Source organism: Chryseobacterium sp. Bi04, assembly GCF_918698085.1.
Lineage (GTDB): Bacteria > Bacteroidota > Bacteroidia > Flavobacteriales > Weeksellaceae > Chryseobacterium.
This window is the reverse complement of sequence record NZ_CAKKLP010000015.1, coordinates 87,860-113,364: the sequence shown is the minus strand read 5'-3', so window position 1 is coordinate 113,364 and position 25,505 is coordinate 87,860. Positions and strand designations below refer to the sequence as shown.

The 25,505-nt window shown below is 35.7% G+C and carries 29 protein-coding genes; 14 read left to right on the top strand and 15 right to left on the bottom strand.

Annotated features, from left to right (window positions below; all coding sequences use genetic code 11):
- Window positions 1-299 precede the first annotated feature (299 nt).
- From tyrS to LQV47_RS19400, 5 genes are all read right to left on the bottom strand, one after another.
- Window positions 300-1,502, bottom strand: coding sequence for a tyrosine--tRNA ligase (tyrS, locus tag LQV47_RS19420; RefSeq protein ID WP_230040559.1), 1,203 nt, complete (start codon window positions 1,500-1,502; stop codon window positions 300-302).
- Window positions 1,503-1,838: 336 nt separating this feature from the next.
- Window positions 1,839-2,429 (bottom strand): NAD(P)H-dependent oxidoreductase, encoded by a 591-nt coding sequence (locus tag LQV47_RS19415; protein WP_230040557.1) that lies wholly within the window; start codon window positions 2,427-2,429, stop codon window positions 1,839-1,841.
- A 78-nt stretch (window positions 2,430-2,507) separates the two neighbouring features.
- Window positions 2,508-3,329 (bottom strand): AraC family transcriptional regulator, encoded by an 822-nt coding sequence (locus tag LQV47_RS19410; protein ID WP_230040555.1) that lies wholly within the window; start codon window positions 3,327-3,329, stop codon window positions 2,508-2,510.
- Window positions 3,330-3,335: 6 nt separating this feature from the next.
- The gene (locus LQV47_RS19405) at window positions 3,336-3,803 is read right to left on the bottom strand and encodes a GNAT family N-acetyltransferase (RefSeq protein ID WP_230040554.1); all 468 of its coding nucleotides are present in this window, start codon (window positions 3,801-3,803) and stop codon (window positions 3,336-3,338) included.
- The gene (locus LQV47_RS19400) at window positions 3,800-4,429 is read right to left on the bottom strand and encodes a TetR/AcrR family transcriptional regulator (RefSeq protein ID WP_230040552.1); all 630 of its coding nucleotides are present in this window, start codon (window positions 4,427-4,429) and stop codon (window positions 3,800-3,802) included. The genes LQV47_RS19405 and LQV47_RS19400 overlap by 4 nt, the downstream gene beginning before the upstream one ends.
- A gap of 103 nt (window positions 4,430-4,532) precedes the next feature.
- On the opposite strand from LQV47_RS19400, the gene LQV47_RS22525 reads away from it, so the two are divergent.
- The 4 genes from LQV47_RS22525 to LQV47_RS19385 all read left to right on the top strand — a co-directional run bounded on the left by LQV47_RS22525 (window position 4,533) and on the right by LQV47_RS19385 (window position 6,806).
- On the top strand, window positions 4,533-4,667 hold the full coding sequence (locus LQV47_RS22525) for a hypothetical protein (protein ID WP_257190803.1): 135 nt from the start codon (window positions 4,533-4,535) through the stop codon (window positions 4,665-4,667).
- Window positions 4,667-5,032, top strand: a complete 366-nt coding sequence (locus LQV47_RS19395) for a hypothetical protein (RefSeq protein ID WP_230040550.1) — start codon at window positions 4,667-4,669, stop codon at window positions 5,030-5,032. Before LQV47_RS22525 ends, LQV47_RS19395 begins: the two co-directional genes overlap by 1 nt.
- Before the next feature lie 119 nt (window positions 5,033-5,151).
- Complete coding sequence (locus LQV47_RS19390; protein WP_230040548.1) at window positions 5,152-5,727, top strand: Crp/Fnr family transcriptional regulator; 576 nt, start codon at window positions 5,152-5,154, stop codon at window positions 5,725-5,727.
- 59 nt (window positions 5,728-5,786) lie between these two features.
- Window positions 5,787-6,806, top strand: a complete 1,020-nt coding sequence (locus tag LQV47_RS19385) for an NAD-dependent epimerase/dehydratase family protein (RefSeq protein ID WP_230040546.1) — start codon at window positions 5,787-5,789, stop codon at window positions 6,804-6,806.
- A 22-nt stretch (window positions 6,807-6,828) separates the two neighbouring features.
- On the opposite strand, the gene LQV47_RS19380 is transcribed toward LQV47_RS19385, so the two are convergent.
- The gene (locus tag LQV47_RS19380) at window positions 6,829-7,437 is read right to left on the bottom strand and encodes a hypothetical protein (RefSeq protein WP_230040544.1); all 609 of its coding nucleotides are present in this window, start codon (window positions 7,435-7,437) and stop codon (window positions 6,829-6,831) included.
- A gap of 294 nt (window positions 7,438-7,731) precedes the next feature.
- On the opposite strand from LQV47_RS19380, the gene LQV47_RS19375 reads away from it, so the two are divergent.
- Window positions 7,732-8,283, top strand: a complete 552-nt coding sequence (locus tag LQV47_RS19375; RefSeq protein WP_230040542.1) for a TetR/AcrR family transcriptional regulator — start codon at window positions 7,732-7,734, stop codon at window positions 8,281-8,283.
- A 39-nt stretch (window positions 8,284-8,322) separates the two neighbouring features.
- A complete protein-coding gene (locus tag LQV47_RS19370; protein WP_230040540.1) occupies window positions 8,323-9,735 on the top strand; it encodes an MFS transporter in 1,413 nt (470 codons plus the stop codon).
- A gap of 3 nt (window positions 9,736-9,738) precedes the next feature.
- Here the strand turns inward: LQV47_RS19370 and LQV47_RS19365 are convergent, their stop codons facing one another.
- The 7 genes from LQV47_RS19365 to LQV47_RS19335 all read right to left on the bottom strand — a co-directional run bounded on the left by LQV47_RS19365 (window position 9,739) and on the right by LQV47_RS19335 (window position 15,543).
- Window positions 9,739-10,824, bottom strand: a complete 1,086-nt coding sequence (locus LQV47_RS19365) for a serine hydrolase domain-containing protein (RefSeq protein ID WP_230040538.1) — start codon at window positions 10,822-10,824, stop codon at window positions 9,739-9,741.
- Window positions 10,825-10,949: 125 nt separating this feature from the next.
- Window positions 10,950-11,681, bottom strand: a complete 732-nt coding sequence (locus LQV47_RS19360; protein ID WP_230040536.1) for a class I SAM-dependent methyltransferase — start codon at window positions 11,679-11,681, stop codon at window positions 10,950-10,952.
- 81 nt (window positions 11,682-11,762) lie between these two features.
- Entirely contained in the window at window positions 11,763-11,963 is a 201-nt protein-coding gene (locus tag LQV47_RS19355; RefSeq protein WP_230040535.1) for a YqaE/Pmp3 family membrane protein, read from the bottom strand.
- Window positions 11,964-11,992: 29 nt separating this feature from the next.
- Window positions 11,993-12,376, bottom strand: coding sequence for a tetratricopeptide repeat protein (locus tag LQV47_RS19350; protein WP_230040533.1), 384 nt, complete (start codon window positions 12,374-12,376; stop codon window positions 11,993-11,995).
- Between the two features lie 172 nt (window positions 12,377-12,548).
- Window positions 12,549-13,082: a hypothetical protein gene (locus tag LQV47_RS19345; protein WP_230040531.1), complete on the bottom strand. Its 534-nt coding sequence runs from the start codon at window positions 13,080-13,082 to the stop codon at window positions 12,549-12,551.
- Window positions 13,069-13,509, bottom strand: a complete 441-nt coding sequence (locus LQV47_RS19340) for a hypothetical protein (RefSeq protein ID WP_230040529.1) — start codon at window positions 13,507-13,509, stop codon at window positions 13,069-13,071. Before LQV47_RS19340 ends, LQV47_RS19345 begins: the two co-directional genes overlap by 14 nt.
- Window positions 13,510-13,524: 15 nt before the next feature.
- Window positions 13,525-15,543, bottom strand: coding sequence for a M3 family metallopeptidase (locus tag LQV47_RS19335; RefSeq protein WP_230040527.1), 2,019 nt, complete (start codon window positions 15,541-15,543; stop codon window positions 13,525-13,527).
- 183 nt (window positions 15,544-15,726) lie between these two features.
- Here LQV47_RS19335 and LQV47_RS19330 point away from each other — a divergent pair, with 183 nt between their 5' ends.
- The 7 genes from LQV47_RS19330 (at window position 15,727) to rimM (ending at window position 20,983) form a co-directional block, all read left to right on the top strand.
- Window positions 15,727-17,181 carry an alpha-L-fucosidase gene (locus LQV47_RS19330; RefSeq protein ID WP_230040525.1) on the top strand — a complete coding sequence of 485 codons (1,455 nt, stop codon included), beginning with the start codon at window positions 15,727-15,729 and terminating at the stop codon, window positions 17,179-17,181.
- 166 nt (window positions 17,182-17,347) lie between these two features.
- Window positions 17,348-17,878, top strand: coding sequence for an SRPBCC family protein (locus LQV47_RS19325; RefSeq protein WP_230040523.1), 531 nt, complete (start codon window positions 17,348-17,350; stop codon window positions 17,876-17,878).
- Between the two features lie 149 nt (window positions 17,879-18,027).
- Window positions 18,028-18,477: a GreA/GreB family elongation factor gene (locus tag LQV47_RS19320; protein ID WP_230040521.1), complete on the top strand. Its 450-nt coding sequence runs from the start codon at window positions 18,028-18,030 to the stop codon at window positions 18,475-18,477.
- 42 nt (window positions 18,478-18,519) lie between these two features.
- Complete coding sequence (locus tag LQV47_RS19315; protein ID WP_230040519.1) at window positions 18,520-19,155, top strand: DoxX family protein; 636 nt, start codon at window positions 18,520-18,522, stop codon at window positions 19,153-19,155.
- A gap of 46 nt (window positions 19,156-19,201) precedes the next feature.
- Window positions 19,202-19,714: a nitroreductase gene (locus LQV47_RS19310; protein ID WP_230040517.1), complete on the top strand. Its 513-nt coding sequence runs from the start codon at window positions 19,202-19,204 to the stop codon at window positions 19,712-19,714.
- Window positions 19,715-19,858: 144 nt separating this feature from the next.
- On the top strand, window positions 19,859-20,425 hold the full coding sequence (locus LQV47_RS19305; protein WP_230040515.1) for a 30S ribosomal protein S16: 567 nt from the start codon (window positions 19,859-19,861) through the stop codon (window positions 20,423-20,425).
- A 15-nt stretch (window positions 20,426-20,440) separates the two neighbouring features.
- The gene (rimM, locus tag LQV47_RS19300; protein WP_230040513.1) at window positions 20,441-20,983 is read left to right on the top strand and encodes a ribosome maturation factor RimM; all 543 of its coding nucleotides are present in this window, start codon (window positions 20,441-20,443) and stop codon (window positions 20,981-20,983) included.
- A 205-nt stretch (window positions 20,984-21,188) separates the two neighbouring features.
- Here the strand turns inward: rimM and LQV47_RS19295 are convergent, their stop codons facing one another.
- Both LQV47_RS19295 and LQV47_RS19290 read right to left on the bottom strand, forming a co-directional pair.
- Window positions 21,189-22,103, bottom strand: coding sequence for a response regulator transcription factor (locus LQV47_RS19295; protein ID WP_230040511.1), 915 nt, complete (start codon window positions 22,101-22,103; stop codon window positions 21,189-21,191).
- A 120-nt stretch (window positions 22,104-22,223) separates the two neighbouring features.
- Window positions 22,224-23,063 carry an SDR family NAD(P)-dependent oxidoreductase gene (locus tag LQV47_RS19290; protein ID WP_230040509.1) on the bottom strand — a complete coding sequence of 280 codons (840 nt, stop codon included), beginning with the start codon at window positions 23,061-23,063 and terminating at the stop codon, window positions 22,224-22,226.
- A 987-nt stretch (window positions 23,064-24,050) separates the two neighbouring features.
- On the opposite strand from LQV47_RS19290, the gene asnS reads away from it, so the two are divergent.
- On the top strand, window positions 24,051-25,499 hold the full coding sequence (asnS, locus tag LQV47_RS19285) for an asparagine--tRNA ligase (RefSeq protein WP_230040506.1): 1,449 nt from the start codon (window positions 24,051-24,053) through the stop codon (window positions 25,497-25,499).
- The last annotated feature ends 6 nt before the right edge of the window (window positions 25,500-25,505 follow it).

The following is a 25,505-nucleotide window of genomic DNA, read 5'->3' as shown; positions in this document are numbered from 1 at the left end:
AAAACTTATTTCAATCCCGTCTCTTTTTTTCATACATAATGAATCTTCCCCTTAGCTTACAGGATTATGAATGTATTCTGTTTTGTGGGGCAATTTCATTGGGCGAGGTTTGATGATTGCCTTTAATGGACTAAGATATTGAATAAACCTGAAGCTGAAACATAAAAAAATTATTTAACACTGAAGATGAGAAAGAAGAAGGCTGGAATAAGTAATGCTGTTATTTATTTATACAAAGGATTTGAGTTATTTTTAAATTTTTATAAAGTCTTTGCTCTCCCAGTCTCCGGCTTCCATTCTTATACAAGTTCAAAAAAGCTTCTCTTGCCTATTTTTATCTTAAATCCCTTTGAAAGTTCAATTTCCTGATCCGGTTCTATGATTTTGACAGAATTGATCTGAACACCTCCGCTTTGGATGAGCCTCCGCACAGCAGATTTACTCAGACTGTTTTTTAGATGATGACTGAGTTCAAGAATAGTCGTCTTATTTTGAAGATGGTTCAGCACAATAGCAATTGAAACAGGCTCAAAACTTTTCTCCTCAAAATTCTTATTCTGAAATTGCTGATTAAAGAACAGTTCTGCATTTTCGGCAGAAGCTTTATTGTGGTATTGACTGATGATGTTTCTGGCAATCAGCTTTTTTATATTCATTGGGTTTTCTCCGTTTTCTATCTTTGATGTTAATACAGCTTTTTCTTCCGGTGAGAAATCTGTGGTGAGTTCAATAAATTCATTAATCAAAGAATCTGGAATAGACATGGTTTTCCCAAACATTTCATTAGGTTCATCTGTAAGTCCAATCGTATTATTCAGAGATTTACTCATCTTTTCTTTTCCATCAAGACCTTTTAGCAGGGGCATACAGATGATAATTTGTGCAGGTAACTGATGAACTTCCTGGAGCTGCCTTCCCATAGTACAGTTGAAAAGCTGATCCGTTCCTCCCATTTCAATGTCACATTCAATTTTTACAGAATCAAAGCCCTGAAGAATGGGATATACCAGTTCATGCATAGCAATAGGGGTGTTTTCTGTGAATCTTTTACTGAAATCGTTTCTATGCATGAGCTGGGCAACCGTTACTTTTGACATCAGCTGAATAACTTCTGAAAAATCAAGGGCGTCCAGCCAGTCAGAATTGAAGACAATTTTTGTTTTTTCAACGTCAATAACTTTGGATAGCTGATTGATATAGGTTTGCGCGTTATGTTCTACTTCCTCAGAACTTAAAGGTTTTCTTGCCTTATTTTTCCCCGTAGGGTCACCAATTCTTGCTGTAAAACTTCCTACAACAATCACAATCTGATGCCCCAGGTCCTGGAACTGTTTCAGTTTTTTTAGCACCACCGCATGACCCAAATGCAAATCAGGGGCTGTTGGGTCAAAACCTAATTTTACAGTTAATTTTCTGTTTTCCTCTTTGGCGAGTTTCAATTTTTCCTCCAACCCGTTTTCAGGCAGGGTAATGGCCACATTTTCTTGTAATGTACTGATCATAATGAATAATTTTAAAATTAAAAAGCCCGGACAGATACTGTCCGGGCTCTATATAAGTGTAGATTATTTTACTGAATAATAGTTATAGAAAGTCTTCCCGAACAATAGATCGGGGAGTAATACTCACTGAAAAAAGGAAGACGCAATATGCTGTTTAAGTGTTTCATGAAATACAAATATAGAAACTTTTCAATTGAAGACCAGTATTTAAACCATTAAGAAATATAGTGATGTTAAAAATTAACTAATTACTAATCTTAATGGTTTAAAATAATGGTTCAAAACAATTTTACTTGTCAATTCTTAAGCGAATACCATGCCATAGTAAATTTTTTTTCAGTGATTAAAAACAGGTTGAGAATAAGCTGCTGTGATCTGCTTTTTCCATATTTCAAGATCTTCCGCAGATGTCCGGTCAGCTTTGTCAAAAAATAAATGTTGAATGATTTCAAAACCGCAATAGGCAAAAATTCCCTGATCAGAAGTAAGAGAAAGGGCCGTATTCATCCCTGTTTTTGCATATTCCTCATGAGACTTTCCATGAGTATTGATAATCAAGGCTTTTTTTCCTTTTAAAAGTCCTTTTTGTACTCCCTGGTCATACCGATAGGCAAAGCCATAACTGAAAACACGGTCTATATATCCCTTCATGATGGCAGGCAGTCCCGTCCACCAGATAGGATAAATAAAAGTAATTTGATCTGCCCATGAAATAAAGTCCTGCTCCAGTAATATATCCTCAGATACTTTTCCGGCACGCTGTTCCTGCATGTCTGTTAAAGATAAAACAGGGTCAAAATTCATCTGATAAAGATCCCTGATTCTAATTTCGTGATGCCCGGATTGAAGAGTTGCTATGACTTGCTGTAAAAGATTATGATTTAAACTGTTTTCGTTGGGGTGTGCATAAATTAGTAAGTGTTTCATTGTGCTGCTTTTAAAATTAATAAGACAAATGTAGAGCAGCAGCTGTGGTAAAAATTGTAAGAAAACGAAATCTGATGATCAGGATTTAGGATTGCAGATGTCCTGTTGAAATTTTAAATATTGGGCAGGCGAAATATTCAGGAAATGTTTGAAATCATGAATAAGCTGGCTTTGATCATAATAGCCGCATTCATCGATGATATGAAACCACTGAACTTTTTCCTGTTTTACAGTCTGTTTTTCGATGGTTTTTATGGCCTTTAAAAAGCGGGTGTAACGGTTAATTTCCTTGATAGAATATCCAAATTGTTCCTTCTGCTTGCGCTGAATATTTCTTTCGGTCTGATGAGTCTGTTCAGCAACGATTTTTATAGGATTTAAATAATCATTTTCAATACTACTCAAAAGCCTGCTGGTATGATCCTGATCCTGTAAATACGGAATACAGAATTCTAAAATATGGTTCACCTGTTCTATAGCAGACTGAAGATAGGAAAGCTCATACCATAAATTGGTGAAGCAATTTTCATCCAGAAGTTGATCAGGATGTTGGGCTGTCTTATGTACAAAAGAAAGTTTTCCAAAAAATCTGAAGAATGCATCATCTTTAAAATTGGCCACGAGAATGGAAGATCCTGCCGGAAGCGTATACTCTAAAGCTTGTCTTACAGGCCCGAAAACAATACATTTATCAACACCAATGATTGTTTTTTCACGCGTAGACATCGATGCCTGTCTCCCAAAGCAGAACAATAACAGGGTTTGATAAGTAGGGAGCAAAGTCTTAGCCACAGCGTCAGCAGAAGTATTTTCAGCAAAATAAAAATGAGTGAATACATTTTCAAATTCCTGGGGAACAGGAATTCTCAATTCATGATATTCAGGTTGCTGTTTCTGCATAATTTTTTATTTGATCAGACTTTTACTCATCTTATAGTTGATGAGGTCAATTCCTTTTACAGTAACGGTCTGTTCAGCATTCACCTTAAACCCCATTTTTTCAAAAAAAGGTTTTGCTGTTTTGCTGACATCAGCACTCAGTTTTGACTCCTCCTGTTGTATTGCTTCCTGCTCTATCTGAGTATACAATGCCTGTGCAATTCCCCGATGCTGATAATCCTTATGTACAAAGAGCAAATCAATATAATTTCCCTGATTCAGAGTACAGAAACCAACTGTTTTATCTCCATGTAGAGCAACTAAAATAAGCTGTTCTTCCATTACTTTTTGCCATCTTTCCTCATTTTCAACACCTGATTTCCAAACTTCCAGCTGCTCGTTAGTATAGTCATCTTTACACACATAAGTAATGGTTTCTGCAAAAAGCAGCTTCATATCAGTAAGATCACCTGTATTTCCTTTTCTGATGATCATACTTTAGGAATGATATATTGTTTTTCATATAATTTCTGCTGTTCTTTATTCAGAAAAGGATAAAAGAGATTCATTTGCAGCAAGGTATAATGGGATATAGCGGCCTCCCGGTCCAATTTTAAAATTAACCTGTTGTGGGTAAGCCAATTATCTGCAATAATGAAAATCTGCTGGATAAGACTGTCCATCATAAATAAAGGAACATCTTTTTTAAAAATATTATTCTTTTGCAAGCCTGAAAATATCATCTGAAATTCTTCCTTTCTACTGGTATGGATTTCTTCATACTGTGATCTTATTTCAGGAATTTCTTTTAGGATATCTACAAAATTCACGAAAATAAACCGGAAAGAATAAAAAATTTCACAGGTTGAAAAAGTAAACTGATAAAGATTTTCCAAAGTATTATCCTCCATCTTTTTCATCCTGTCCAAAAGTTCATCCATTTTCAAAACCAGTTCCTGAAAAAGCAGTTTAATGATATCTTCCGAATGTTTGAAGTGATAATGCAAATTTCCCGGACTGATATTGAGATCCGCTGCGATATGCCTTGTTGTAATAGTAGTATAACCTTTCTCATTAAAGAGTTCTAAGGCTTTCAATAAAATTTTTTCTTTGGTTTTCATCTTGTAACAAATATAAGAATATAAGATTTTCCTTAATACTGTTTTTAAAATTAGAACATTTGTTCTAATTTTGAGGTATATTTGTAAAGAAAATCCAATCAGTATGGAAGGGAAAAAAATATTTGATTACGAAGAAGCCGGAAAAAAAGAAAATAAAAACGGAATTGATATTCAGGATACTATGGCGAAAGTCCTGCAGATAATCATTGGTTTAATAATGGCCATACTCCATATGTGATGGGAAAAAGAATTTCGTATTGGTTTTTCGTGGGGTTGGCAGTCTGGATATTCATCATTGTATTGAGGAAAAAAGGAATGTATATTCCAGTGATCAATGACTATTTTACTGACTGTATTAGCGTTCCTATGTATTGTTACCTGATAGAATATATAATGAACGGCTTATTGGGCTTCCACTGGAAACCGGATTTAAAATTTGTTCTCACCTCAGTGCTGTATTTATCTTTTTTATTTGAAGTACTTTGTCCGGGAATATCACATCGGTTTACCGGAGATATTTTTGATGCATTGGCATATGCTGCCGGCGGAACGGCTTATTATTTTTTAAGCTTAAAATATAGATTATCCCCGGCATCAGAGTGACTGTTTTCTTCTATGAGAAAAGCTGTATCTGGGTTTGGGAAAAATCTTTTTTAACTGAAAGAGGGACTGAAGTTTTCTTTTGGCTATTTTTGTGGCAGATTCATCAATATTCACCCTCAATGCATGATAAACTTTTGCAATATATACGTTCAGGACATGAGATAACTCCCGAAGAAACGGAGGCTGTAAAAACCTGTTTTGAACCGGTGCTATTTTCCAGAAATACTGTGATAGAAGAGGAAGGTAAAATACCAGGCTATCTTTATTATATTATTTCAGGATACCTCAGGCTATTTTATATGGATCATAATGGAAATCAAGTAACCACTCATATCAATTGTCCACCCGGTTTTTTTACTTCTTATACTCATTTTATCAACCAAACAAAGTCTGATGATTGTGTAGAATGTATTACAGATTGTGAACTTTTAAGGATTTCCAAAGAAAATCTGGATCATCTGGTTGCTCATAGCCGGATGATGAAAGACTTCAGTATTTCTGTTTTCCAACAGTCTATTGCCTACAATGAAAACCGGTCCAGAGAATTATCTGCTTTGAGTGCAGAGCAGCGGTACCTTAAGCTTCTGAAGGAATTTCCGGATATCATCCGGCATGTTCCCATTCAACATATTGCTTCATTTTTAGGGATGAAACCGGAAAGTCTCAGCAGGATCAGGAGAAAAATAATTAACTAACAAATGTCAAGTGGTTCCGGAAGCAGGAAGGTGAACTTTGTAGCATTAAAATTAATGTAATGACAGAGAATACTTTAAGCCTGGTTTCAGGAGCAAACGGGCACTTGGGAAATAATTTGGTGCGTTTTTTATTGCAGCAGGGAATTCCGGTACGGGCGACAGTACGGAATATAAGAAATAAAAAGCCCTTTGAAGGACTGGATTGTGAGGTAGTTCATGCGGATATAACTGATAAAGCATCATTTGTAAAAGCATTACAGGGTGTAGAGACATTTTATGCTGTAGGCGCTTCATTTAAATTATGGGCCCAGGATCCCCAAAAAGAAATCTATGATGTCAATATCAACGGAACACGAAATACCATTGAAGCAGCTGCAGAAGCAGGGGTAAAAAGAATAATCTATGTAAGCTCTATTGCCGCATTGAATTATACAAAACTCCCAGCTAAAGAAAGCAACGGCTACAATCCGGACAGAAGGGATATGTACTATAATTCTAAAAATGATGGTGAAAAACTTGCTTTTGAACTGGCTGCCAAGCTGGGAATAGAGCTTGTTTCTGTGATGCCTGCCGCTATGATAGGGAGTGAGGCATTTTCACCGTTGAATGTTTCATATGGAGTTTTGAAACTTATTCTGAATAAAAAAATCCCTGTAGATACCAAAATAACCTTAAACTGGGTGGATGTAAAGGACGTTGCAGAAGGATGCTATCTTGCTGCCAAAAAGGGAAAACCCGGGGAACGTTATATTCTTGCTAATGAAAAATGCATGAGTATTACAGATACCACCATTCTAGCAAACAGACTTTATCCTGAACTTGAACTTAAAATACCGGGTTCAGTTCCAAAAGGAGTTTTGTTGGGCATCGCTGCCATCATGGAGTTTACAGCCTGGCTGGGTGGAAAGGCTCCGTTACTGACCAGAAAAGATATTGCCATGTTTTCAGGATTACAGCAGGATTTTGATATTTCCAAAGCAAGGAATGAATTAGGATTTAATCCCAAAAAACCAGAACAAGCCGTAAAAGATGCATTAATTTACCTGATGGAAAATCCCCAAATAGTAAAAGAGGCCTGAAACCTCTTTTATGACCATCATTTTAAAGCTGGATAACAGACCCTTTATAAAATTTTGTCATATCATACAGGTCATTGAAATAAAGCTGAAGATTAGTGCTGTTTTGGATGTCAGGTTCTTTTAAATATAATTGGTTTTCGGCCAAAACATATAAATCCTGATGGTCAGCTTTTAAATAATCAGAAAGAATATTTTCCTGATCTTTATGAAGTAATGCGGTAACAAATATTCCGTAAATCAAAAACTTATTAAAATTCTGAGAGTTAACAATATAACCCATAGGCTGCTGGGCATATTTTTCATAATCTGAAAGAATCTGCTGAAAACTTTGTACTTTATGGTTAGATGGTATTTCGTAAAAAAGATCTATACCATGGATAAAAAGCTGTGTTTTGGTTTCTTCAGGATCTGAAGGATATCTATGACTGAACCATGAAAAGATGTTCATCATTTCTTCCCGGGTAAGCTCATCTACGGATTCTTTTACCTTTTCTTTAATCGTTTCAAGCTGGGCAGTACCGGTTGTTTGCAGGAAATTCATAATGCTCTCTTCTTCCTGACAGAGCTTATTGTATAAATTAATTTTAGCAATATTAGGGTTGGTTTTTATAAAATGAAGTTGTTCTGCCATATTTTTTACCCAATATTTTTATGAATTTGGTAATTAAAGATACAAAATATGCAGATATTTCAATGAAAAAATAATATGTATTAAATTGTATTAATCAATCGTCTGATATAATGCTATTCTGTTTCCTTCGGAGTTTTCAAATTCTGCGGGAGTGAAGTCCTGTCTTAATCATCTCCAGTGAATACAGCAGGTTTGCCAGTACATTGACCAGACATTTTTACTGATTAAAAAAGAAAAGTTTAAAAAATAGATAGACCTATCTATTTTTTAATTAGCTTTGTAAAAATTTTCAGGATGAAAAAAGAAAAAGTTAGAGACAGGATCATCAGGGTAGCTTCGGATCTTTTCTATAAACAAGGTTATAATTCGACCGGGATTAATCAGATTATTGCAGATGCTGATATTGCAATTGGTTCTCTGTATAATCATTTTTCATCCAAGAATGAGCTCTTACATGCCTATCTTATTAAAGAAGAGCTGACCTGGTTTGAAGGTGTTGAAAAATGTGTTGAAGGAATTTCCCATCCTAAAGAAAAAATAGAGGCTTTAATAGATTACAGGATAAAGCTTCAAAAATCTTCCAGGTTTTCCGGATGTCATTTTATTAAAATTATCTCCGAAATAGGCGACACTAATCCCATTGTGTCTGATTTTGTAAAGAAACACAAAGAAAAACAAAAAGAGCTTATTAAAACATTGGTGGAACAAAGTGAGCTACCGGATACTGATCTTGTGGCAGAAACTATTTTTCTACTTATTGAGGGCGCTGTTGTTACCTCAACAATCCATAAAAATACGGACTCTTTCGATCATACTAAAAAAATTATTCAGGGAATTCTTGACTAATTTTTTTGGCATTTAAAAAATAGATATATCTATATAATTATGAATTCTAAATACTTGAAATTGTTGATTGTACTTTCGGGGCAATTACTAACCATTATGGATATTTTTATTATTAATGTATCCATTCCTTCTATCCAGCGGGATATTCATGCCTCCAATGGAGAAATGCAGCTGATGATCTCCTCTTATCTTATTGGGTTTGCTTCTTTTCTTATTACAGGAGGAAGAATGGGGGATCTATATGGCAGGAAAAAGGTCTTCATATTAGGGTTGATGTTTTTTATGCTGAGCTCTGTAGGCTGTGGGATTTCAGGCAGTTCCGGACAACTCATCACCGCCCGTTTTATACAGGGAGTAAGCGCTGCTTTGATGGCTCCTCAGGTTCTGTCTATGATACAGATCCTGTTCCCGGGTCATGAAGAAAGAACAGAAGCGATGGGATGGTACGGAATAACCATTGGTATCGGAACGATTGCAGGACAGTTTTTCGGAGGCTATTTTTCATCATTATCCTTTATGCAGGAGCCCTGGAGGCTGATCTTTTTGATGAATGTGCCCATCTGCATTTTATCTGTTTTTTTAAGCATAAAAATATTGGATGAATCTAAAACCCCGGTAAAAAATACCTTTGATATTTGGGGTGTTACAGCTCTTTCTGCCGGCCTTTTTTGTTCTACATACGCTTTAACGATGTCTGAACACGAGGGAGTTACTGTCAGAAGTATGGTCCTTCTTCTTATCTCAGGCTGTATTCTTACTTATTTTATTAAAAATCAGAAAGGAAAAATGAAAAAAGAACGTCCTTACCTGATTGATTTTCAACTGTTCAGGTATAAGAATTTCAACCTGGGAATCTGGGCGGTGGTCTTTTTTTTTATCATGCTTGATTCCTATTTTTATATTGTCTCCCTTTTTTTTCAGGATGGATTAGGAATCAGTCCGCTGAATGCCGGTGAGATTATTGTTTTTCAAGGGTTAGGTTTTATTTTGGCTTCTCTTTTTTCTGCAAAATTGGTTTTAAAATACGGAAAGAATATATTACTTGGGGGCTTGGGGCTGATCATCAGTATTCTTATTGTACAGACTTTTTTATTCAATACACAAACACCTTTTTATCTTTTTTATTTCCTGTTGTTTTTACATGGAGTAGGAGTAGGATCTGTTATTCCTTCCCTTGCCAATATGGCATTGTCAGGAATTTCTGAAACCCTTGTGGGAAATGCATCCGGGGTGTACAATACTTTTCAGCAGGTGGCAGCGATCATCGGAATTATTGCAGTGGGCGGTGTTTTTTATTATTTTCTGGGAGAGCAGCCGTCACAGCAGGATTATCATGATGCTTTTTTAATGGCTATTGTCATCAATATTGTATGTCTGGTTTTTGTGGCAGCCTCTATTTTTATGCTTCCTGAGCATATCCTCCCGAAAAATAAGATGATAAAGAATCATTAAGCACTATTTTGAATGGTCTGAAGCAATTTTAGCCATATTTCGGGTGATTTCAGTCGGTGAATGGCAGTCACAGTTGCTGAAACCGATCACATACATATCTTTACCCGGAATGTAAATACCCATACTTTTGAATCCAAAAATGCTTCCGCCGTGCTCCCGGTCCGGAATACCATTGATATCTTTCAGATGCCATCCATATCCATAAGTAAATTCTTCACCGGAATTGAGTTTGTACTTTTGAAATGCCTTTTGGGTTTCTTTACTGTTTAATAGAATATTCTGGTTTAAAGCCTGCTGCCATTTCAGCATATCATCCACAGTGGACATTAATGAGCCCGAAGAAAAAGGAACACTAAAGCTGATTATTGTTTTGTTGACAAATCCAGATTCTTTCTTATGATATCCATAAGCCCTTTTGGGAATAACTTTTCTATCAGAAGCATAATAGGAATTCGACATTCCTGTCTTGTCAAAAATATTTTTCTTGATGAAATTTTCATAAGTATCTCCTGAAATAAGTTCTATAATATATCCTAAAATCACATAACCGGAGTTATTGTATTCAAATTTTTCTCCCGGAGTAAAATCAACAGGTTCATTTTTGAAAAAATCTACCATTTCTGAAGGCTTCATTTCTTTCTGGGCAATGCCTGAAAGAGATTTCATTTTTGTAAAATCCTTAATTCCTGAAGTATGGGTCAGAAGATGATGGATATTTATTTTATCTCCCGAAGGATAATCTTTGATATATTTTGAAACAGGATCATTTACAGAAAGTTTCCCCTCTTGTTCCAACATCAGAATGGCTACTGCTGTAAACTGCTTGGTCATTGATCCGATTTGAAAAACCTGGTCCGGGGACATATTGACATTAAGCTCCAGATTGGCTTTTCCAAAAGCTTTCCGATAAAGGGAGTTTCCATGTTGGGTGATCATAAATACACCTCCCGGCTCATTTTTATTTCCAAATTCAGTTTGAATCAGGCTGTCAATTTTCTTTTCAACCTTTTTTTCAAGGGCTTGAGCACCCATCTGACTGCTAAAGAATACAAGTAGTATAAGAGCGGTTATAAGTTTTTTGATAATCATATTGATTTGTATTATGTTATACAAAGATATAAATTATTTTTATTACCATGTTATACAAAATAGTAATTTGTGTTTTTTAATGATTTAAAATAAGATAATGATTTTCAAAGGTATTGAAGAGAGGATTATTTTTCTACAGATATTAATAGCATCATTGGTCTGCGAAGTTCCTCTTTCATTTCTGGAATTTCCTTCAGCATGGTGTGACTAGGCTCAGGTTCAATGATTTCTCTGATCTTAAAACCGTGCTTTAGTAAAGTATTGAGATAAGAGGTTAAAGTCCTGTGGTATTTGATGACATTTTCTCCTAAAAAGGTGGTGTTTCTTTTCCCTTCGATAAAATACCGGTCAACGGGCCAGCAGACTTTTTCCCCATCTTTATCGTATACCCAATCCTGGCCTCCTTCAGCAGTAAAAACAGGATGTTCTACTGAAAACACAAAACGGCCTCCTGAAACCAGCCAATGATAAATATTTTGAGCAAGAGCCTCAAATGATTCCACATAATGAAGGGTCAGCGAACTTAAAATAAGGTCAAATTTTTCAGCAGGGTATTCCACATCTTCCAATGCTTTTCTTTCATAGTGAATACCTTCCAGGTTGTTGATCTCTTTAGCTTTAGCAAGCATTTTCTCCGAAAGGTCAATCCCAATAACAGATTTTGCCCCATTTTCCATAGCATAGCGGCAGTGCCATCCGAATCCACAACCCAGATCGAGGACCTTTTTTTCTTTACAATCTGGTAGCATATTTTTCAGAGCATGCCATTCTCCTGCTCCTTCTAAGCCTAATTGTGACCGTAGCATCTGTTCATACTGGTCAAAAAAAGCCGGGTTGTCGTATTTATTTTCTTTCATAAGGATAGAATTGGGTTTTATTGTGAGCAGATGCCTGAAGTCAAATTACAGTAATTATTTAAAAAATTATATGAAATGACTTTACTTTTGATTGCTGCGCATGGCTTTAATGAGCCTGTCTGTTCTCTTATCTGCTCTGGCATTATTTAAAGAAACAACCGCCCATATAGCAGCGGGAAGCCAGCCGATTAAGGTAATCTGTAAAATCAGGCAGATCACTCCGGTGATGATTTTTCCACGAACCATAAAGGATAAGAAGGGAAGTAAAATGGCTAGTAACATGGTGTAAGGTTTTAATTAATAATAAATTTCTAATGAGACTGAGGATCAAAATAGGCTTTAAAAGTAAGTGGGTCTTCAATCTTATCTTCCACTTCTTCAAGATATTCTAAATATTCTTCCTGATGTTTTTCCATATAAATAAGTACAACGGCAAGATTCACATATAAATTTTTGTCGTTTGAACCTAAATCTAATGCCTTCTTTAAATAGTGCAAAGCCGTTTCATTTTCTCCCATATCAGAATAAATAGCTCCAATATTGATTAAAGCGGATGTGTTTTCTGGCTCAATAAGTAAAATTTCATCCAGTTCTTTGATTAATAAATCATTTAAAGTATCCCAATGGTCTTCATTCTCCCATCTTTTAGCCTGGAGTTTTTTTACATTTTCTAATCTTGATGTTATATTGCTCATTATTTAAAATTACAGAATGAATACTTATGTTGTCATCTACAAATTTAGCTTTCTTAAAATAAATCTTTTAATTCTGATGACTGAAAGATTTGTTGATCCACATGCATCCTCCTAACCAACAACCTTTTTCTTCTTTCTAGCTCCCAAGTTTCTTATCCGAACTCAGTTTCATTTATGCAACTCTTACAAAGTCACTCTCTGTTGCGGTAATACAAAGTTTAAGTCCGCAATCTGAAAACTTTTGAGCCACATTATAAAAAGCAATGGTTGTTCTAAACATTAAAAGAATGCAAACCGCTGAACTTATTTTATTGGCGAAAAAAGCTGATTCTGCAGTATTTTTATAGATTTCTGAGAAGCCTCTTGTTTTTCCGAGATCAATCCAGCTTCTGCTTTCAGAGATCCAGGAAGTGTTTTCCGTGCTATAATCTTTACAGATATACATTGTACTGTCCCAACCATTGTCCATACTATAATACAAACAAAGTGCTTCAGCATTCTCTTCTTTTGCCTTTTTCAGGCAACCATTCATTTTCTCTTCAATTTTTTTTTCAAAACCCTTTAAAGAAACAGCCATGATTTTTTCCACTACTTCTTTAGAAAGTCCAAGCTTTAAAGTGATTTCCAGAGCGTAATTTGTTGCCTCTTCAATCTTTCCGCTCTCTATCAAATCAGCACAGGATCTCCAATATTTATAATTTCTCATCGTTGAAGTGATAGGAATTAATTAATTCTTTTATTGTTTGATCTGTTTTCATAAGCTCGCCGTGGGGAATCTGATGAGTAAGGTAAGTGTAAAGTAAATCGGTCACCCATTTATTCTCAATGTTATGAATGTAATAGGCGCAAATAAGGCCCACATCGTCGGAGATATAGGCTGATAGATCGGATGATCCTGTGCTTCTGAAAACGAATACAAAAATATCCTTTCGGAGGTCATTGATTTTGTCCTCTGTTTCCGTAGTTATCTCCTTTCCTTCTACTGGCTGATAGGCTTTCATCCATACATCCGAAAATTCAGGAAGGTCTCTTTTATCCAGAAGATCATCAATGTATTCAGTATCTACATGAATGAAAGCTGTTTTTAAGGCATCCTTAAAAACAGCTTCAAATATATTAAGTTCTTGTATCATATTCAAGAATAGAGATTATCCGAAAGCTCTTTTCAATAAGCTCTCTACTTTTGGTTCACTACCTCTGAAATCTTTATACAGTTCCATGGGATCTTTCGTTCCGCCGGAAGAAAGAAGGATTTTGTACTGAGCTGCAATCTCCGGATTGAAAATTCCGTTTTCTTTAAAATACTGGAAAGCATCAGCATCCAGTACTTCTGCCCATTTGTAAGAGTAATATCCCGCAGAATATCCACCCTGAAAAATATGGGAGAAACTTGGGCTCATTGCTGTTTCAGAATTCGTAGGGTAAAGTGTAGTTGCTTGGGTATATTTATCTTCAAACTCCTTTATCGTCTCATGTGCTAATTCTCCAACTTTAGTATGGTAATTCATATCCAGAAGTCCGAACCCAATCTGTCTCAGCGTTTGATATCCTTCCATAAAGTTTTTAGACTGTTCAATCTTTTCAATTTTTTCATCAGGAAGAACTTCACCCGTTTTGTAATGTTTTGCAAAAGTCTTCAAGAACTCAGGTTCATAGCAGAAGTTTTCCAGGAATTGGGATGGAAGCTCCACGAAGTCCCATTTTACAGAAGTCCCCGAAAGAGAAGGGTATTGCGTATTGGCCATCATTCCGTGAAGAGCATGTCCAAATTCATGGAATAAAGTAGTCACCTCCTGGAATGTTAATAGACTAGGAGTGTCCTTTGTTGGTTTACTGAAATTGCAGACAATAGAAATATGCGGACGTGAATTTTCCCCGTTCTGTTGATATTGATTTTTGTAGCTTGTCATCCATGCACCTGCTCTTTTACCCTTTCTTGGGAAATAGTCAACGTAAAGCAGAGATTTATAAGTGCCATTTTCTTTTACTTCATACACCTTTACTTCTTCATGGTATTTCGGAATATCATTTCTTTCCTCAAATGTTAATCCGAAAAGTTTTCCAGCCAATCCAAAAACAGCATCCTGTACCTGATTTAAAGGGAAATAAGGCTTCAGTTCTTCGTCATTCAGGTCAAATTTTTGTTTACGAAGTTTTTCAGCGTAAAAAGCATGGTCATAACCTTGCATATCCTCAATACCATCAGCTTTAGCCAATAGTTTTAATTCTTCGATTTCTTTATCAGCGTAAGGCTTTGCTTTGGTTAAAAGTTCATTTAAGAAATCAAAAACCTTCACCGGTGATTTGGCCATTCTTTCTTCAAGAACAAAATCAGCATAAGCCTTATACCCTAGAAGCTCAGCTTTTTGCTGTTTTAAAGTTAAAAGTTCTTTGATCATATTTTGGTTATCAAACTCACCACCATCAAAAGATTTTTTGCCATTGGCCAATGCCAGTTCCTTTCTCAGTTCACGGTTTTCCGCATAAGTCATGAACGGGATATAGCTTGGATATTGCAGCGTAACAACCCAGCCTTCCAGATTTCTCTCTTTGGCTTCCTCAGCATATTGATCAATAATAGCTTCAGGGATACCTGCCAAATCTTCTTTATGGGTAATGTGCTTGAAATAAGCATTGGTAGAAGCTAATACATTTTGTCCGAACTGCAGGGATTTTAGAGAAAGATCCATGCTGATCTTTTTTAATTTTTCCTTGTCCTCTTCATTTAATAAAGCACCACTTCTTACAAAACCTTTATAGGTTTCATTCAAAAGCATTTTTTGTTCTTCATTGAGGTTATATTTTTCCTTTTCGTCGTATACTTTTTTTATTTTACTGAAAAGAGCTTCGTTTTGAGAAATCTTTGAAGAATATTCCGTTAAAATAGGAGAAACTTCCTGAGCAATCTGCTGGATTTCATCACTTGTTTCTGCCGAATTTAAATTGAAAAATATATTGGAAACAACATCCAGCTGCTCGCCAGAATACGCTAAAGCTTCAATTACATTTTCAAAAGTAGGTGCCTCAGGATTATTAACAATCGCATTGATTTCCTCCTCAGATTTTTGGATTAATTCTTTAAAAGCAGGAAGATAATCTTCATTTTTTATAGAAGTAAACGGTGCAGAATGATATGGAGTGTTAAATTTCTCAGTTAAAATATTCATTTTTTGATTTTTAATTAAAGTTAAATGTAGTCATTCATCAGGAATCACAGCTGAAAAGCTCAAAAATAATGCCTGAATAAAAAGTTATGACAAAAATACTTATCTTTAAAATAATTTTGTCATAGGAAGAGTAGAGATGAAGATGAATGGCTAACCATAAGTTGTAATCTTAATTATTAATTGATGAAAAAAATATTCTTTTGTTGTCTGTTCTTATACAGTTTTATAAATGCACAAAAAGCAATTCAGCCGTATGGAGCTACACCCTCTGAAAGACAATTGGCCTGGCATGATATTGAAGTGTATGGGCTGATCCATTTTACACCTACCACCTTTGAAGATAAGGAATGGGGCTATGGGGATGCTAATCCAGGAATTTTCAATCCCACCGATTTCGATGCCGAACAAATTGTAAAAGCAGCTAAATCAGGAGGATTAAAAGGAGTAATACTGGTGGCTAAGCATCATGATGGATTTGCTTTATGGCCTACCAAAACAACGGCCTACAATGTTTCGAAAAGCCCTTTCAGAAACGGTAAAGGAGATCTGGTAAAAGAAGTGCAGCTTGCAGCTCAAAAATATGGGTTAAAGTTTGGAATATATTGCTCACCTTGGGATCGGAATAATCCTGAATATGGGACATCAAAATACCTTCCTATCTATCAGGCTCAGCTGAAAGAGTTATACAGCAATTATGGAAATCTGTTTATGAGCTGGCATGACGGTGCCAATGGTGGAGATGGCTATTATGGAGGAGCCAGAGAAACAAGGAGTATAGATAATACGGTTTACTATGATTGGAAAAATACCTGGGCTATTACCCGCAAAATGCAATCTATGGCGAATATATTTAGCGATGTTGGTTTGGATATAAGGTGGGTGGGAAATGAAGAAGGGCATGCTTCAGAAACTAGCTGGGCTACCTTTACCCCAACAGGACCAAAAGGTAAAAGTGAAGCTGTTCCTGGACAGGCTAACTACCCGCAAAGCCCAACTGGTATTAGAAACGGGAAATTTTGGATGCCGGCGGAATGTGATGTTCCGCTTAGGAAAGGATGGTTCTTTCATGTTCAGGAAAAACCCAAATCACCGGAAGTCTTATTTGATCTTTACCTGAAAAGTGTTGGCCACGGTGCTGCATTAGATTTAGGGTTGGCTCCGGATACCAGAGGCAGGTTGCATGAAGACGATGTTGCTGCCCTGCAAGCTTTCGGAACTATAATAAAGCAGACTTTTGCCAATAATCTGGCTAAGGGAGCTATGATCAAATCCAGTAATACCAGAGATAAAGTTCATATTCCACTTACCTTGCTGGATGGTGATAAGCAAAGCTTTTGGGCCACTGAAGATAAAGTAAAACAGGCAAGTCTTGAAATAAACCTTCCATCTTCTCAAACATTTGATATCATTAGCTTACAGGAATTCATTCCTTTAGGGCAAAGGATTGAAGCTTATAATATTGAAGTTTTTAAGGATAACGCCTGGGAAAAGATTTATGAAGGTACAAGCATTGGGGCTAAAAGATTGATTAAATTGAGACAGCCGCTTACTGCCAGTAAATTGAGACTAAACATTACACAATCTCCGGTTTGCATTACGTTAAGCGAATTTGGCCTTTATAAGAAAGCGATACTTTAATTATATTGAAGTTCCGGTAAAGCAAATTTGAAATAACTCTAGATTGTCTGGAATTTATTTCCTTAATAATCTTGTCATATGGAAAGTGGGGATGATATTGAAATATCTAATTTTGAGAACAGATGTAAACATTGTCATTGAAATAAACAACCTAAATATATAAACTATGAAAACACTCTTAAAAATTATCGGAATCATCATTCTGTTGATTGTTGTATATGCTGTTATTGCTATGCTGGCATTCAGCAAAGACTATCATTTTGAAAAATCTGTTGTCATTAAAGCTCCAAAAGAAAAAGTATGGTCACATGTAGGTTCTTTAAAAGAATATAATGTATGGGATCCTTTTTCCAAAGCAGATAAAAATATTAAAATTACGTATTCGGGAGAAGGGGATAAAATAGGAGATTCCTATCACTGGAAAGGAGATAAAAATGTGGGCGAGGGAGAACAGGCGATTACTGAAATGGTACCCAATGAAAAAATGGTCACCAAACTCCATTTTATCCAGCCTTTTGAAGGAAATGCCAAAAGTACCTTTGTACTGACACCCGAAGGAAATGGAACAAAAGTAACCTGGATGATTGATAATGAACTCAATACGATGATGAAGATTATGAAGCCTATGATGGATAATAATATGAATAAGATGTTTGGGCAGGGGCTTGATGGTCTGAAACAGATATCAGAAAAATAAAACTGAAGCCTTGTAAATTTTACAGGGCTTTTTTATGCTTTAGGGGTTGGTGCTACGGTATTAGGATTTGGGTCATTTGTTTTTTTATGAAGAAATGAAAATATAAATTATTATAAGAAAAATATTATCTTTATATAAAGATTCGATTTATGGAGAAGATTGTATTTGAAAAAAGTGATATCAGAGACTTCGTAAAAACTACCATTACAGAGAAAATTGAAAAACTTAAAAAATTTATTGAGTTTACTCTGGAAGCAAGCCGTGACATCAAAAAAACTCCGAAATATGACAGCATGAGAGAAGAAATGCAGGAGGAGATTTACCAGATGCAGCGACAATTGGGAGCTTTGAATGATCTTAAAAGAAATATGGCAAAAGTTCTTAACACAAGTACAGAAAGAGCACAGCTGGGATCATTGGTGATTACCAATAAAGCCCGTTTTTATATTTCAGTTTCATTAGGTGAATTCTTTTTTGAAGGAGACCGTTTCTACGCCATTTCCCCCGAAAGTCCAATGGCAAAAAAGATAATGGGGATGAGGGCCGGAGATGAATTTGTACTAAATAAAATTCATCAAAAAATAGTGGAAGTACTCTAAGAAGGGGCCTTAATGATGAAACCATAACTATCCACAATACCCATGAAATTCGGTAATTTAAGAACAAACAGAATCAATCAATGGATCATTATCCATTTGCGTTATCTGGTGGGCTTCGCTTTTTTGCCATCAGGATTAACCAAATTAATAGGGAATAGGTTCACCCGTATTTCAACAGAAAATCCAATAGGTTACTTTTTTGAAGCATTGTACCAATCCGGTTTCTACTGGAACTTTTTAGGATGGGCACAAGTGATCACAGGAGTTTTACTGATGACCCAGCGTTATGCGACTCTTGGGGTCTTAGTATTTTTCGCAATATTAACTAATATCTGGGTGATTACACTTAGTCTTTCATTCTCCGGAACCTGGATAATCATTTCTTTAATGATGCTTGCTGTTTCTATTTTATTGATATGGGACGGGCATAAATTGCTTCCAATTTTTAATTACAACAAATCGGGTATCGTTAAGGAATATCCTGATCCCGGCCCTATCTGGATTATTGCAGGAATGATATATACTTTCAGCTTTATTGTGCTGTATATGCTGGATCCGGTATACGGAGCTGTATATGAAAAATGGCTGGTTAAAGTGTTTGCCGCAGCGATTTTGCTGACCTTCATTATAAGCAATTACAAAGCATACAAAAATCATAGGTTGGTATTAAAAACCTGATCTTTTAAATGCCGGAGATTGGATCTCATATTGTAAATTTGCAGTTATGAACAAAGCAGAAATAGTAAAAGAAATCATAGAACAGAGGAGAAGTACTTTTCCAAAAGATTATACAGACGCAGAAATTTCCCAGGAGGTTATTGATGAAATTCTAAGTTCGGCAACATTTGCACCCAATCACAAACGTACAAAACCTTGGCGTTTCAAAATATTTAAAGGGGAAGAAAAGGCAAATCTGGCTTCAGAAATGCAGGCTATCTATAAAACTACGCAGCCCGAACAGCTTTTCTTAGAGAAAAAATATAATGATATCGGTTTTAAAATCAACAAAGCTGATGTGGTAGTTTCCATTGTTGTTAATTTCAGCGGAATGGTTCCGGAATGGGAAGAGATTGCAGCTACCTCAATGGCTGTTCAGAATATGTATCTTACCTGTACGGCCCATAATATAGGATGCTACTGGAGCTCTCCAACAATTGTTGACCTTCTGAAGGAATCTTTAACCATAGAGGAAAACCAAAAGTGTTTAGGGCTTTTCTATATGGGAAAAGTGGATTAATGAATCATTTTGAAGAGGTGATAATGAATGAGTGAAAAAAAATATCAAATTATCCCATTTTCAAATTACCAAATTGAAAAATTTGTTTTATCTTTGCACTCTTAAATATTTAACTGGGACGAGTTCCCGTAAAATTCAAACATTATGTCAGTAAAAATCAGATTACAAAGACACGGTAAAAAAGGTAAGCCTTTTTTCCACATCGTGGTTGCAGATTCTAGAGCAAGAAGAGATGGTAGATTCATCGAAAAACTAGGAACTTACAACCCAATTACTAACCCTGCAACTATTGAATTAAACGTTGATTCTGCTGTACAGTGGTTAAACAATGGTGCTCAGCCTACTGATACTGCCAGAGCTATCCTTTCTTACAAAGGTGCCCTTTACAAAAAACACTTACAAGGTGGTGTAGCTAAAGGTGCTTTTGACGAAGCTGAAGCTGAAAAAAGATTTGCTGCTTGGGTAGACGCTAAAGATGCTAAAGTACAAGGTAAAGTAGAAGGTTTATCTAAAACTCAGGCTGACGCTAAGAAAGCTGCTTTAGATGCTGAAGTTAAAGTAAACGAAGCTAGAATTGCTGCTGTTGCACAAGCTGATGCTGATGCTAAAGCTGCTGAGGAAGCTGCTAATGCACCTGCTGAAGAAGTTGTTACTGAAGCTACAGAAGGAGAAGCTCCTGCTGCTGAAACTGAAGAAAACACTGAAGCTTAATAAACAAATCCTGTTATGCGTAAAGAAGATTGCTATTTTTTAGGTAAAATCACACGCAGACATGGACTTGCGGGTAACGTTATCCTTAAATTGGATACCGATCAGCCCAAGCTTTACAATAAATTGGAATCAATATTCGTTGAAATCAACGGATTATTGGTTCCATTTTTTATTGAAAAGTCCTCCTGGAGCAAATTAGATGCTTTAAATCTTGCTTTTAAAGGCTCCTCAGAATCTCTGGTAGATCAGGTTTTAGGTAAAAGTGTTTACCTTCCGCTTGCTACCCTTCCTCCACTTTCAGGAAAACAATTCTATTATCACGAAATAATAGGGTACAATATCCTTGATGAAAATGATAACGACTGTGGAGTAATACGATCTGTAAACGATCAGACTGCCCAAAATTATTTCATTCTTGGATTTGAAGGCCGTGAAATTGTGATCCCTCTTATCAAAGACTGGATCCTGGAGGTAAACAGAGAAGAGAGATTTATTAAAATGCAATTGCCGGAAGGCCTGATGGACGTTTTCCTTGTTCCGTCAAAAAAAGATGAATAATCTGTTTTCAGAAATTATATCTGAAACTTATTCTCTTTCGCATTATTTACTAAGAAATATTTCCCATAACTTTTTGTATAGGATGAGAAACCATCGTTTTTGTATGGTCTTCTTTGGTCAATTTTTATGTATATGATCAATGCTGTGCTCCGATGCGGAACCATGACTTTAAAAGGTTAAGGTATCTACTGATTCCCTATAGAATCTAGTTAAATAACTTTCTGAATTCTCCCGGAGACTGATTCGTCTTCTGTTTGAAGAGTTTGCTGAAAGACTGTGGATGTTCAAATCCCAGTTCATAAGCAATTTCACTCACAGATAAACTTGTAGTACTCAAACGTTCTTTAGCAGAATCAATTAATTTATTCTGAATATGCTGCTGTGTGTTTTGCTGAGTATGAAGACGAAGCAATGTCCCAAGATAATTAGGGGAGATATTCATCTGTTCGGCAATACATTTCACAGAGGGAATGCCATTTTCGAGGAGATTTCCGCCTTCAAAATATTGAGAAAGAATATCTTCAAATTTAAATAACAATTCGTGACTTGACTTTTTTCTGGTAAAAAATTGCCGTTCATAAAAACGTTCAGAATAAATCAGTAATAATTCAATCTGAGCAATGATAAGCTCCTGCGTAAATCTATCGGTGTTTGACTGATATTCTCTTTCAATATTTTTAAGAATATTAACAAGGATTTCCTCTTCTTTATCAGAAAGGAAAAGAGCCTCCTTCACCTGATAGCTAAAGAAGTCATAAGTTTTTATTTTTTTGGTTAATGAAGTATTCCACAGAAAATCAGGATGAATAAGCAATAAAAATCCGGTAGGCTCCACTTCAACATCGGGATTGATTTCAAGGCTTAAAAACTGCTGTGGTGAAACAAAACACAGCACTCCGGAATCGAAATCATATTGCTGTTGTCCATAATTGAATTTTGGACTGACATTCTTTTTCAAACCAATTGAATAAAAATTCTGAATCCATTTCAGTTCTTCATGATCTACAGCATAACGCACTTTGCTGTAATCTATTAAACTGATCAGCGGATGTTCAGGATTCGACAGACTACAGAAAGCATGAAAATCTGAAATAGAGTTAAAGCGGACAGGCTGTTTCATAATAGCGAAGTTAATTGTTTTTTGTAAAAAGTATAATCAATGGTTTTAGAAAACCTTCAGCTCCAATCTGACCAACTTTTGTAGGACATCTGAACGGAGCTGAAGGTCATTATTACAAGGTTAAATCGCTGTTGAAACTGTCAGATGTTCCCATTTTTCAGCATCCTTCTTTAAAATATCTATTTTATTATTCAGAAACTCCACCGTTCCTACACCTAATAATAAATGTACCGGAGGATTTTTCTCTTTACTGATCTGGATCAGGACGTCAGCTGCTTTTTCAGGATCATTAGGCTGATTTCCATTGATTTCATTAAGATGAGCCTGTTCTGAATTTCTTGCCGCTTCATAAGCTTGAATAGGATTAGAAGGCGTTTTCACAGAGTCTTTAGTTAAAAAATCTGTACGGAAATATCCAGGATAAACAACGGTAGCATGAACTCCGAAGTCTTTCACTTCTTCAGCCAATGCCTCTGTAAATCCGGCAACAGCAAATTTTGTAGAACAATAGATTCCCCAGCCCGGAAAATTGGCGGAATATCCGCCAACCGAAGATATATTGAAGATATTTCCTGATCTTTGTTTACGAAGATACGGCATGGCATTTCTAATCACATTCAATGTTCCGAAAACATTCACGGCATAATTTTCTCTTGACTCTTCATCAGTAAGCTCTTCAAGGGTTCCGATTTGTCCGTAGCCGGCATTGTTGACAACCACATCGATTCGTCCAAAATGATCAACTGTTTTTTCAATGGCAGATTTTATGTCGTTGTTGTCTGTGATGTTGACGCTCAGTGGAAGGAAATTTTCTGAAGTTTCTCCAATGGTTGAGAAAAGGGATTCAACGGTTCGGCTGGTGGCAGCAACCTGAAATCCTTCGGATAGTAATTTTTTTACCAACTCAAATCCTAAACCTTTTGAAGCTCCTGTTACGAACCATACTTTTTTTGTTTCCATTTTTAAATAATTTCTTTGTTTAAATGATGATACAAAGATGGAAACTTGCGAAAAGGAAAATGTATCCAAATCGGGGAATGATGTATCTAAATCGTGGATGATGATTATATCTGCTTTAAATTTCTAAATTTATTCTGCGGTTAACAGATTATTAATACTTGAGAATTTTGAATATAAAATATCCCACATTATAGAATATTATAGAAAAACGAGGTGAAGAAAATTGATAAATGATAAGTTGAACTGTTAGAAAAAAGAATAGAACTGCTGTTTTTTATGAAGTGGAAATAAAATAGTGAGATAAATGTGAATTGATTTTAAAGCGTTGGTTTTTAGTTGTTTGTTGTTTTTTAATTCATGAATTTAGGTATATAAATTTATGAATCTATAGAGTGTTCACTTGGATCATCACATCGGTTTACGCATCTTTGCTTCAAGGTAAAAACACAGCATTTATATTTTTGTATGTGTACAGTACAAAAATGTAAATATTAAAATCCTACGTGAGTTAATGAATGAATTAAAAAGTTAGAGTAGTGATCACCAAAAGTAATTTATTATGTTGTAAGTAAACAAAGTTTGTTTGAAACCATTAGCGATGTCAGGGAATGAATTCTAAGTGAATAAGACAGAGCTAATGATGAACTTGAGGAATCAGAATTATCATTTAAAAACTAAAAACTAATAACTATTTTCCATACATAAGAGCCCTGTTCTTATGAAAAAACAAGAATAAGTCAGCTTATTCCTCTAAAAAGTGATATGATGTGAGTGTACCAGGTTCAAGTCAGGACAAATTTTATGAAGTTCAGGATATTAAAATTATACTTTAGAAACGAATGCAGAAGAGTGAAAAAGATAATTTTACTGAACAGAAAGTTTAATTACCTGATAAATGATTTTTAAAGACAGCGTAACCATTAAGTTGCGCTGTTTTTTTGTAACTTTGCAAACATTAATTTTTATACAAAAATTTATCATCAACAAATGAAAAAGCAGACGATCAAAGAAATCCTGAAGGATTACAAGAAAGTATTACATCATGACATTACAGTTTACGGATGGGTAAGAACCTTCCGTGCTAATCGCTTTATTGCACTTAATGATGGATCTACTATTAATAATTTGCAGATAGTTGTTGATTTCGAAAATTTTGATGAAGAGGTTATCAAGAAAATCAGTACTGCTTCTTCCCTTAAAGTGGTAGGTGAAGTAGTAGAGAGCCAGGGTGCTGGCCAAAGCGTTGAGATTATTGCTAAAAAGATCATCGTTTTAGGAGATAACTTTACTGAAGAGCTTCAAAGTACGATTCTTCAACCTAAAAAACACAGTTTAGAAAAGCTTCGTGAGCAGGCTCACTTAAGATTCAGGACCAATTTATTCGGGGCTGTTTTCAGAGTGCGTCATGCAGTGAGCTTTGCCGTTCACTCGTTTTTTAATCAGAATCAGTTCTTCTACATCAATACACCTGTAATTACCGGTGCAGATGCAGAAGGAGCCGGAGAAATGTTTGGAGTTACCAACTTTGATCTTGAAAATATGCCAAGAACAGAAGAAGGTGATATTGATTTCTCACAGGATTTCTTTGGTAAAAAAACGAATCTTACGGTTTCAGGACAGCTTGAAGGAGAAACTGCAGCCATGGGATTAGGAAGAATTTATACATTCGGACCTACTTTCCGTGCTGAAAACTCTAATACAACAAGACACCTTGCTGAATTCTGGATGATTGAGCCGGAAGTGGCCTTCAATAACCTGGAAGATAACATTGACCTTGCTGAAGATTTCTTAAAATATGTGATTCAGTATGTGCTGGATAACTGTAAAGATGATCTGGAGTTCCTGGATAAGCGTTTTGAAGAAGAACAGAAAACAAAACCTGAGAAGGAAAGAGCAAAAGAAGGTCTTATTGAAAAACTTCAGAATGTGATTGCTAAGCGTTTCAAGCGTGTAAGCTATACAGAAGCTATTGAGATTTTATTAAACTCAAAAGAAAATAAAAAAGGCAAATTCGCGTATCCCGTTGAAAAATGGGGAACAGATCTTCAATCTGAACACGAGAGATATCTTGTTGAAAAACATTTTGAAAGCCCGGTAGTATTATTTGATTATCCAAAGGAGATCAAAGCTTTCTATATGAAACTGAATGACGACAACAAAACTGTTGCGGCAATGGATGTTCTTTTCCCAGGAATCGGAGAAATCATCGGTGGTTCTGAAAGAGAAGCAAGATTAGATGTACTAAAACAGAAAATGACTGATATGCATGTAGATGAGCATGAGCTTTGGTGGTATCTGGATACCCGTAAGTTTGGTTCTGTTCCCCATGCAGGATTTGGTTTGGGATTAGAAAGATTGGTTCTTTTTGTGACTGGGATGACGAATATCAGAGATGTAATTCCTTTCCCTAGGACACCGAAAAGTGCTGAGTTCTAGAATAAT

What these genes read in the sequence shown, in the direction of transcription:
- tyrS (WP_230040559.1), bottom strand. Translation starts at nt 1,502, where the DNA reads ATGATCAGTACATTACAAGAAAATGTGGCCATTACCCTGCCTGAAAAC.
- LQV47_RS19415 (WP_230040557.1), bottom strand. Translation starts at nt 2,429, where the DNA reads ATGAAACACTTACTAATTTATGCACACCCCAACGAAAACAGTTTAAAT.
- LQV47_RS19410 (WP_230040555.1), bottom strand. Translation starts at nt 3,329, where the DNA reads ATGCAGAAACAGCAACCTGAATATCATGAATTGAGAATTCCTGTTCCC.
- LQV47_RS19405 (WP_230040554.1), bottom strand. Translation starts at nt 3,803, where the DNA reads ATGATCATCAGAAAAGGAAATACAGGTGATCTTACTGATATGAAGCTG.
- LQV47_RS19400 (WP_230040552.1), bottom strand. Translation starts at nt 4,429, where the DNA reads ATGAAAACCAAAGAAAAAATTTTATTGAAAGCCTTAGAACTCTTTAAT.
- LQV47_RS22525 (WP_257190803.1), top strand. Translation starts at nt 4,533, where the DNA reads ATGGAAGGGAAAAAAATATTTGATTACGAAGAAGCCGGAAAAAAAGAA.
- LQV47_RS19395 (WP_230040550.1), top strand. Translation starts at nt 4,667, where the DNA reads ATGGGAAAAAGAATTTCGTATTGGTTTTTCGTGGGGTTGGCAGTCTGG.
- LQV47_RS19390 (WP_230040548.1), top strand. Translation starts at nt 5,152, where the DNA reads ATGCATGATAAACTTTTGCAATATATACGTTCAGGACATGAGATAACT.
- LQV47_RS19385 (WP_230040546.1), top strand. Translation starts at nt 5,787, where the DNA reads ATGACAGAGAATACTTTAAGCCTGGTTTCAGGAGCAAACGGGCACTTG.
- LQV47_RS19380 (WP_230040544.1), bottom strand. Translation starts at nt 7,437, where the DNA reads ATGGCAGAACAACTTCATTTTATAAAAACCAACCCTAATATTGCTAAA.
- LQV47_RS19375 (WP_230040542.1), top strand. Translation starts at nt 7,732, where the DNA reads ATGAAAAAAGAAAAAGTTAGAGACAGGATCATCAGGGTAGCTTCGGAT.
- LQV47_RS19370 (WP_230040540.1), top strand. Translation starts at nt 8,323, where the DNA reads ATGAATTCTAAATACTTGAAATTGTTGATTGTACTTTCGGGGCAATTA.
- LQV47_RS19365 (WP_230040538.1), bottom strand. Translation starts at nt 10,824, where the DNA reads ATGATTATCAAAAAACTTATAACCGCTCTTATACTACTTGTATTCTTT.
- LQV47_RS19360 (WP_230040536.1), bottom strand. Translation starts at nt 11,681, where the DNA reads ATGAAAGAAAATAAATACGACAACCCGGCTTTTTTTGACCAGTATGAA.
- LQV47_RS19355 (WP_230040535.1), bottom strand. Translation starts at nt 11,963, where the DNA reads ATGTTACTAGCCATTTTACTTCCCTTCTTATCCTTTATGGTTCGTGGA.
- LQV47_RS19350 (WP_230040533.1), bottom strand. Translation starts at nt 12,376, where the DNA reads ATGAGCAATATAACATCAAGATTAGAAAATGTAAAAAAACTCCAGGCT.
- LQV47_RS19345 (WP_230040531.1), bottom strand. Translation starts at nt 13,082, where the DNA reads ATGAGAAATTATAAATATTGGAGATCCTGTGCTGATTTGATAGAGAGC.
- LQV47_RS19340 (WP_230040529.1), bottom strand. Translation starts at nt 13,509, where the DNA reads ATGATACAAGAACTTAATATATTTGAAGCTGTTTTTAAGGATGCCTTA.
- LQV47_RS19335 (WP_230040527.1), bottom strand. Translation starts at nt 15,543, where the DNA reads ATGAATATTTTAACTGAGAAATTTAACACTCCATATCATTCTGCACCG.
- LQV47_RS19330 (WP_230040525.1), top strand. Translation starts at nt 15,727, where the DNA reads ATGAAAAAAATATTCTTTTGTTGTCTGTTCTTATACAGTTTTATAAAT.
- LQV47_RS19325 (WP_230040523.1), top strand. Translation starts at nt 17,348, where the DNA reads ATGAAAACACTCTTAAAAATTATCGGAATCATCATTCTGTTGATTGTT.
- LQV47_RS19320 (WP_230040521.1), top strand. Translation starts at nt 18,028, where the DNA reads ATGGAGAAGATTGTATTTGAAAAAAGTGATATCAGAGACTTCGTAAAA.
- LQV47_RS19315 (WP_230040519.1), top strand. Translation starts at nt 18,520, where the DNA reads ATGAAATTCGGTAATTTAAGAACAAACAGAATCAATCAATGGATCATT.
- LQV47_RS19310 (WP_230040517.1), top strand. Translation starts at nt 19,202, where the DNA reads ATGAACAAAGCAGAAATAGTAAAAGAAATCATAGAACAGAGGAGAAGT.
- LQV47_RS19305 (WP_230040515.1), top strand. Translation starts at nt 19,859, where the DNA reads ATGTCAGTAAAAATCAGATTACAAAGACACGGTAAAAAAGGTAAGCCT.
- rimM (WP_230040513.1), top strand. Translation starts at nt 20,441, where the DNA reads ATGCGTAAAGAAGATTGCTATTTTTTAGGTAAAATCACACGCAGACAT.
- LQV47_RS19295 (WP_230040511.1), bottom strand. Translation starts at nt 22,103, where the DNA reads ATGAAACAGCCTGTCCGCTTTAACTCTATTTCAGATTTTCATGCTTTC.
- LQV47_RS19290 (WP_230040509.1), bottom strand. Translation starts at nt 23,063, where the DNA reads ATGGAAACAAAAAAAGTATGGTTCGTAACAGGAGCTTCAAAAGGTTTA.
- asnS (WP_230040506.1), top strand. Translation starts at nt 24,051, where the DNA reads ATGAAAAAGCAGACGATCAAAGAAATCCTGAAGGATTACAAGAAAGTA.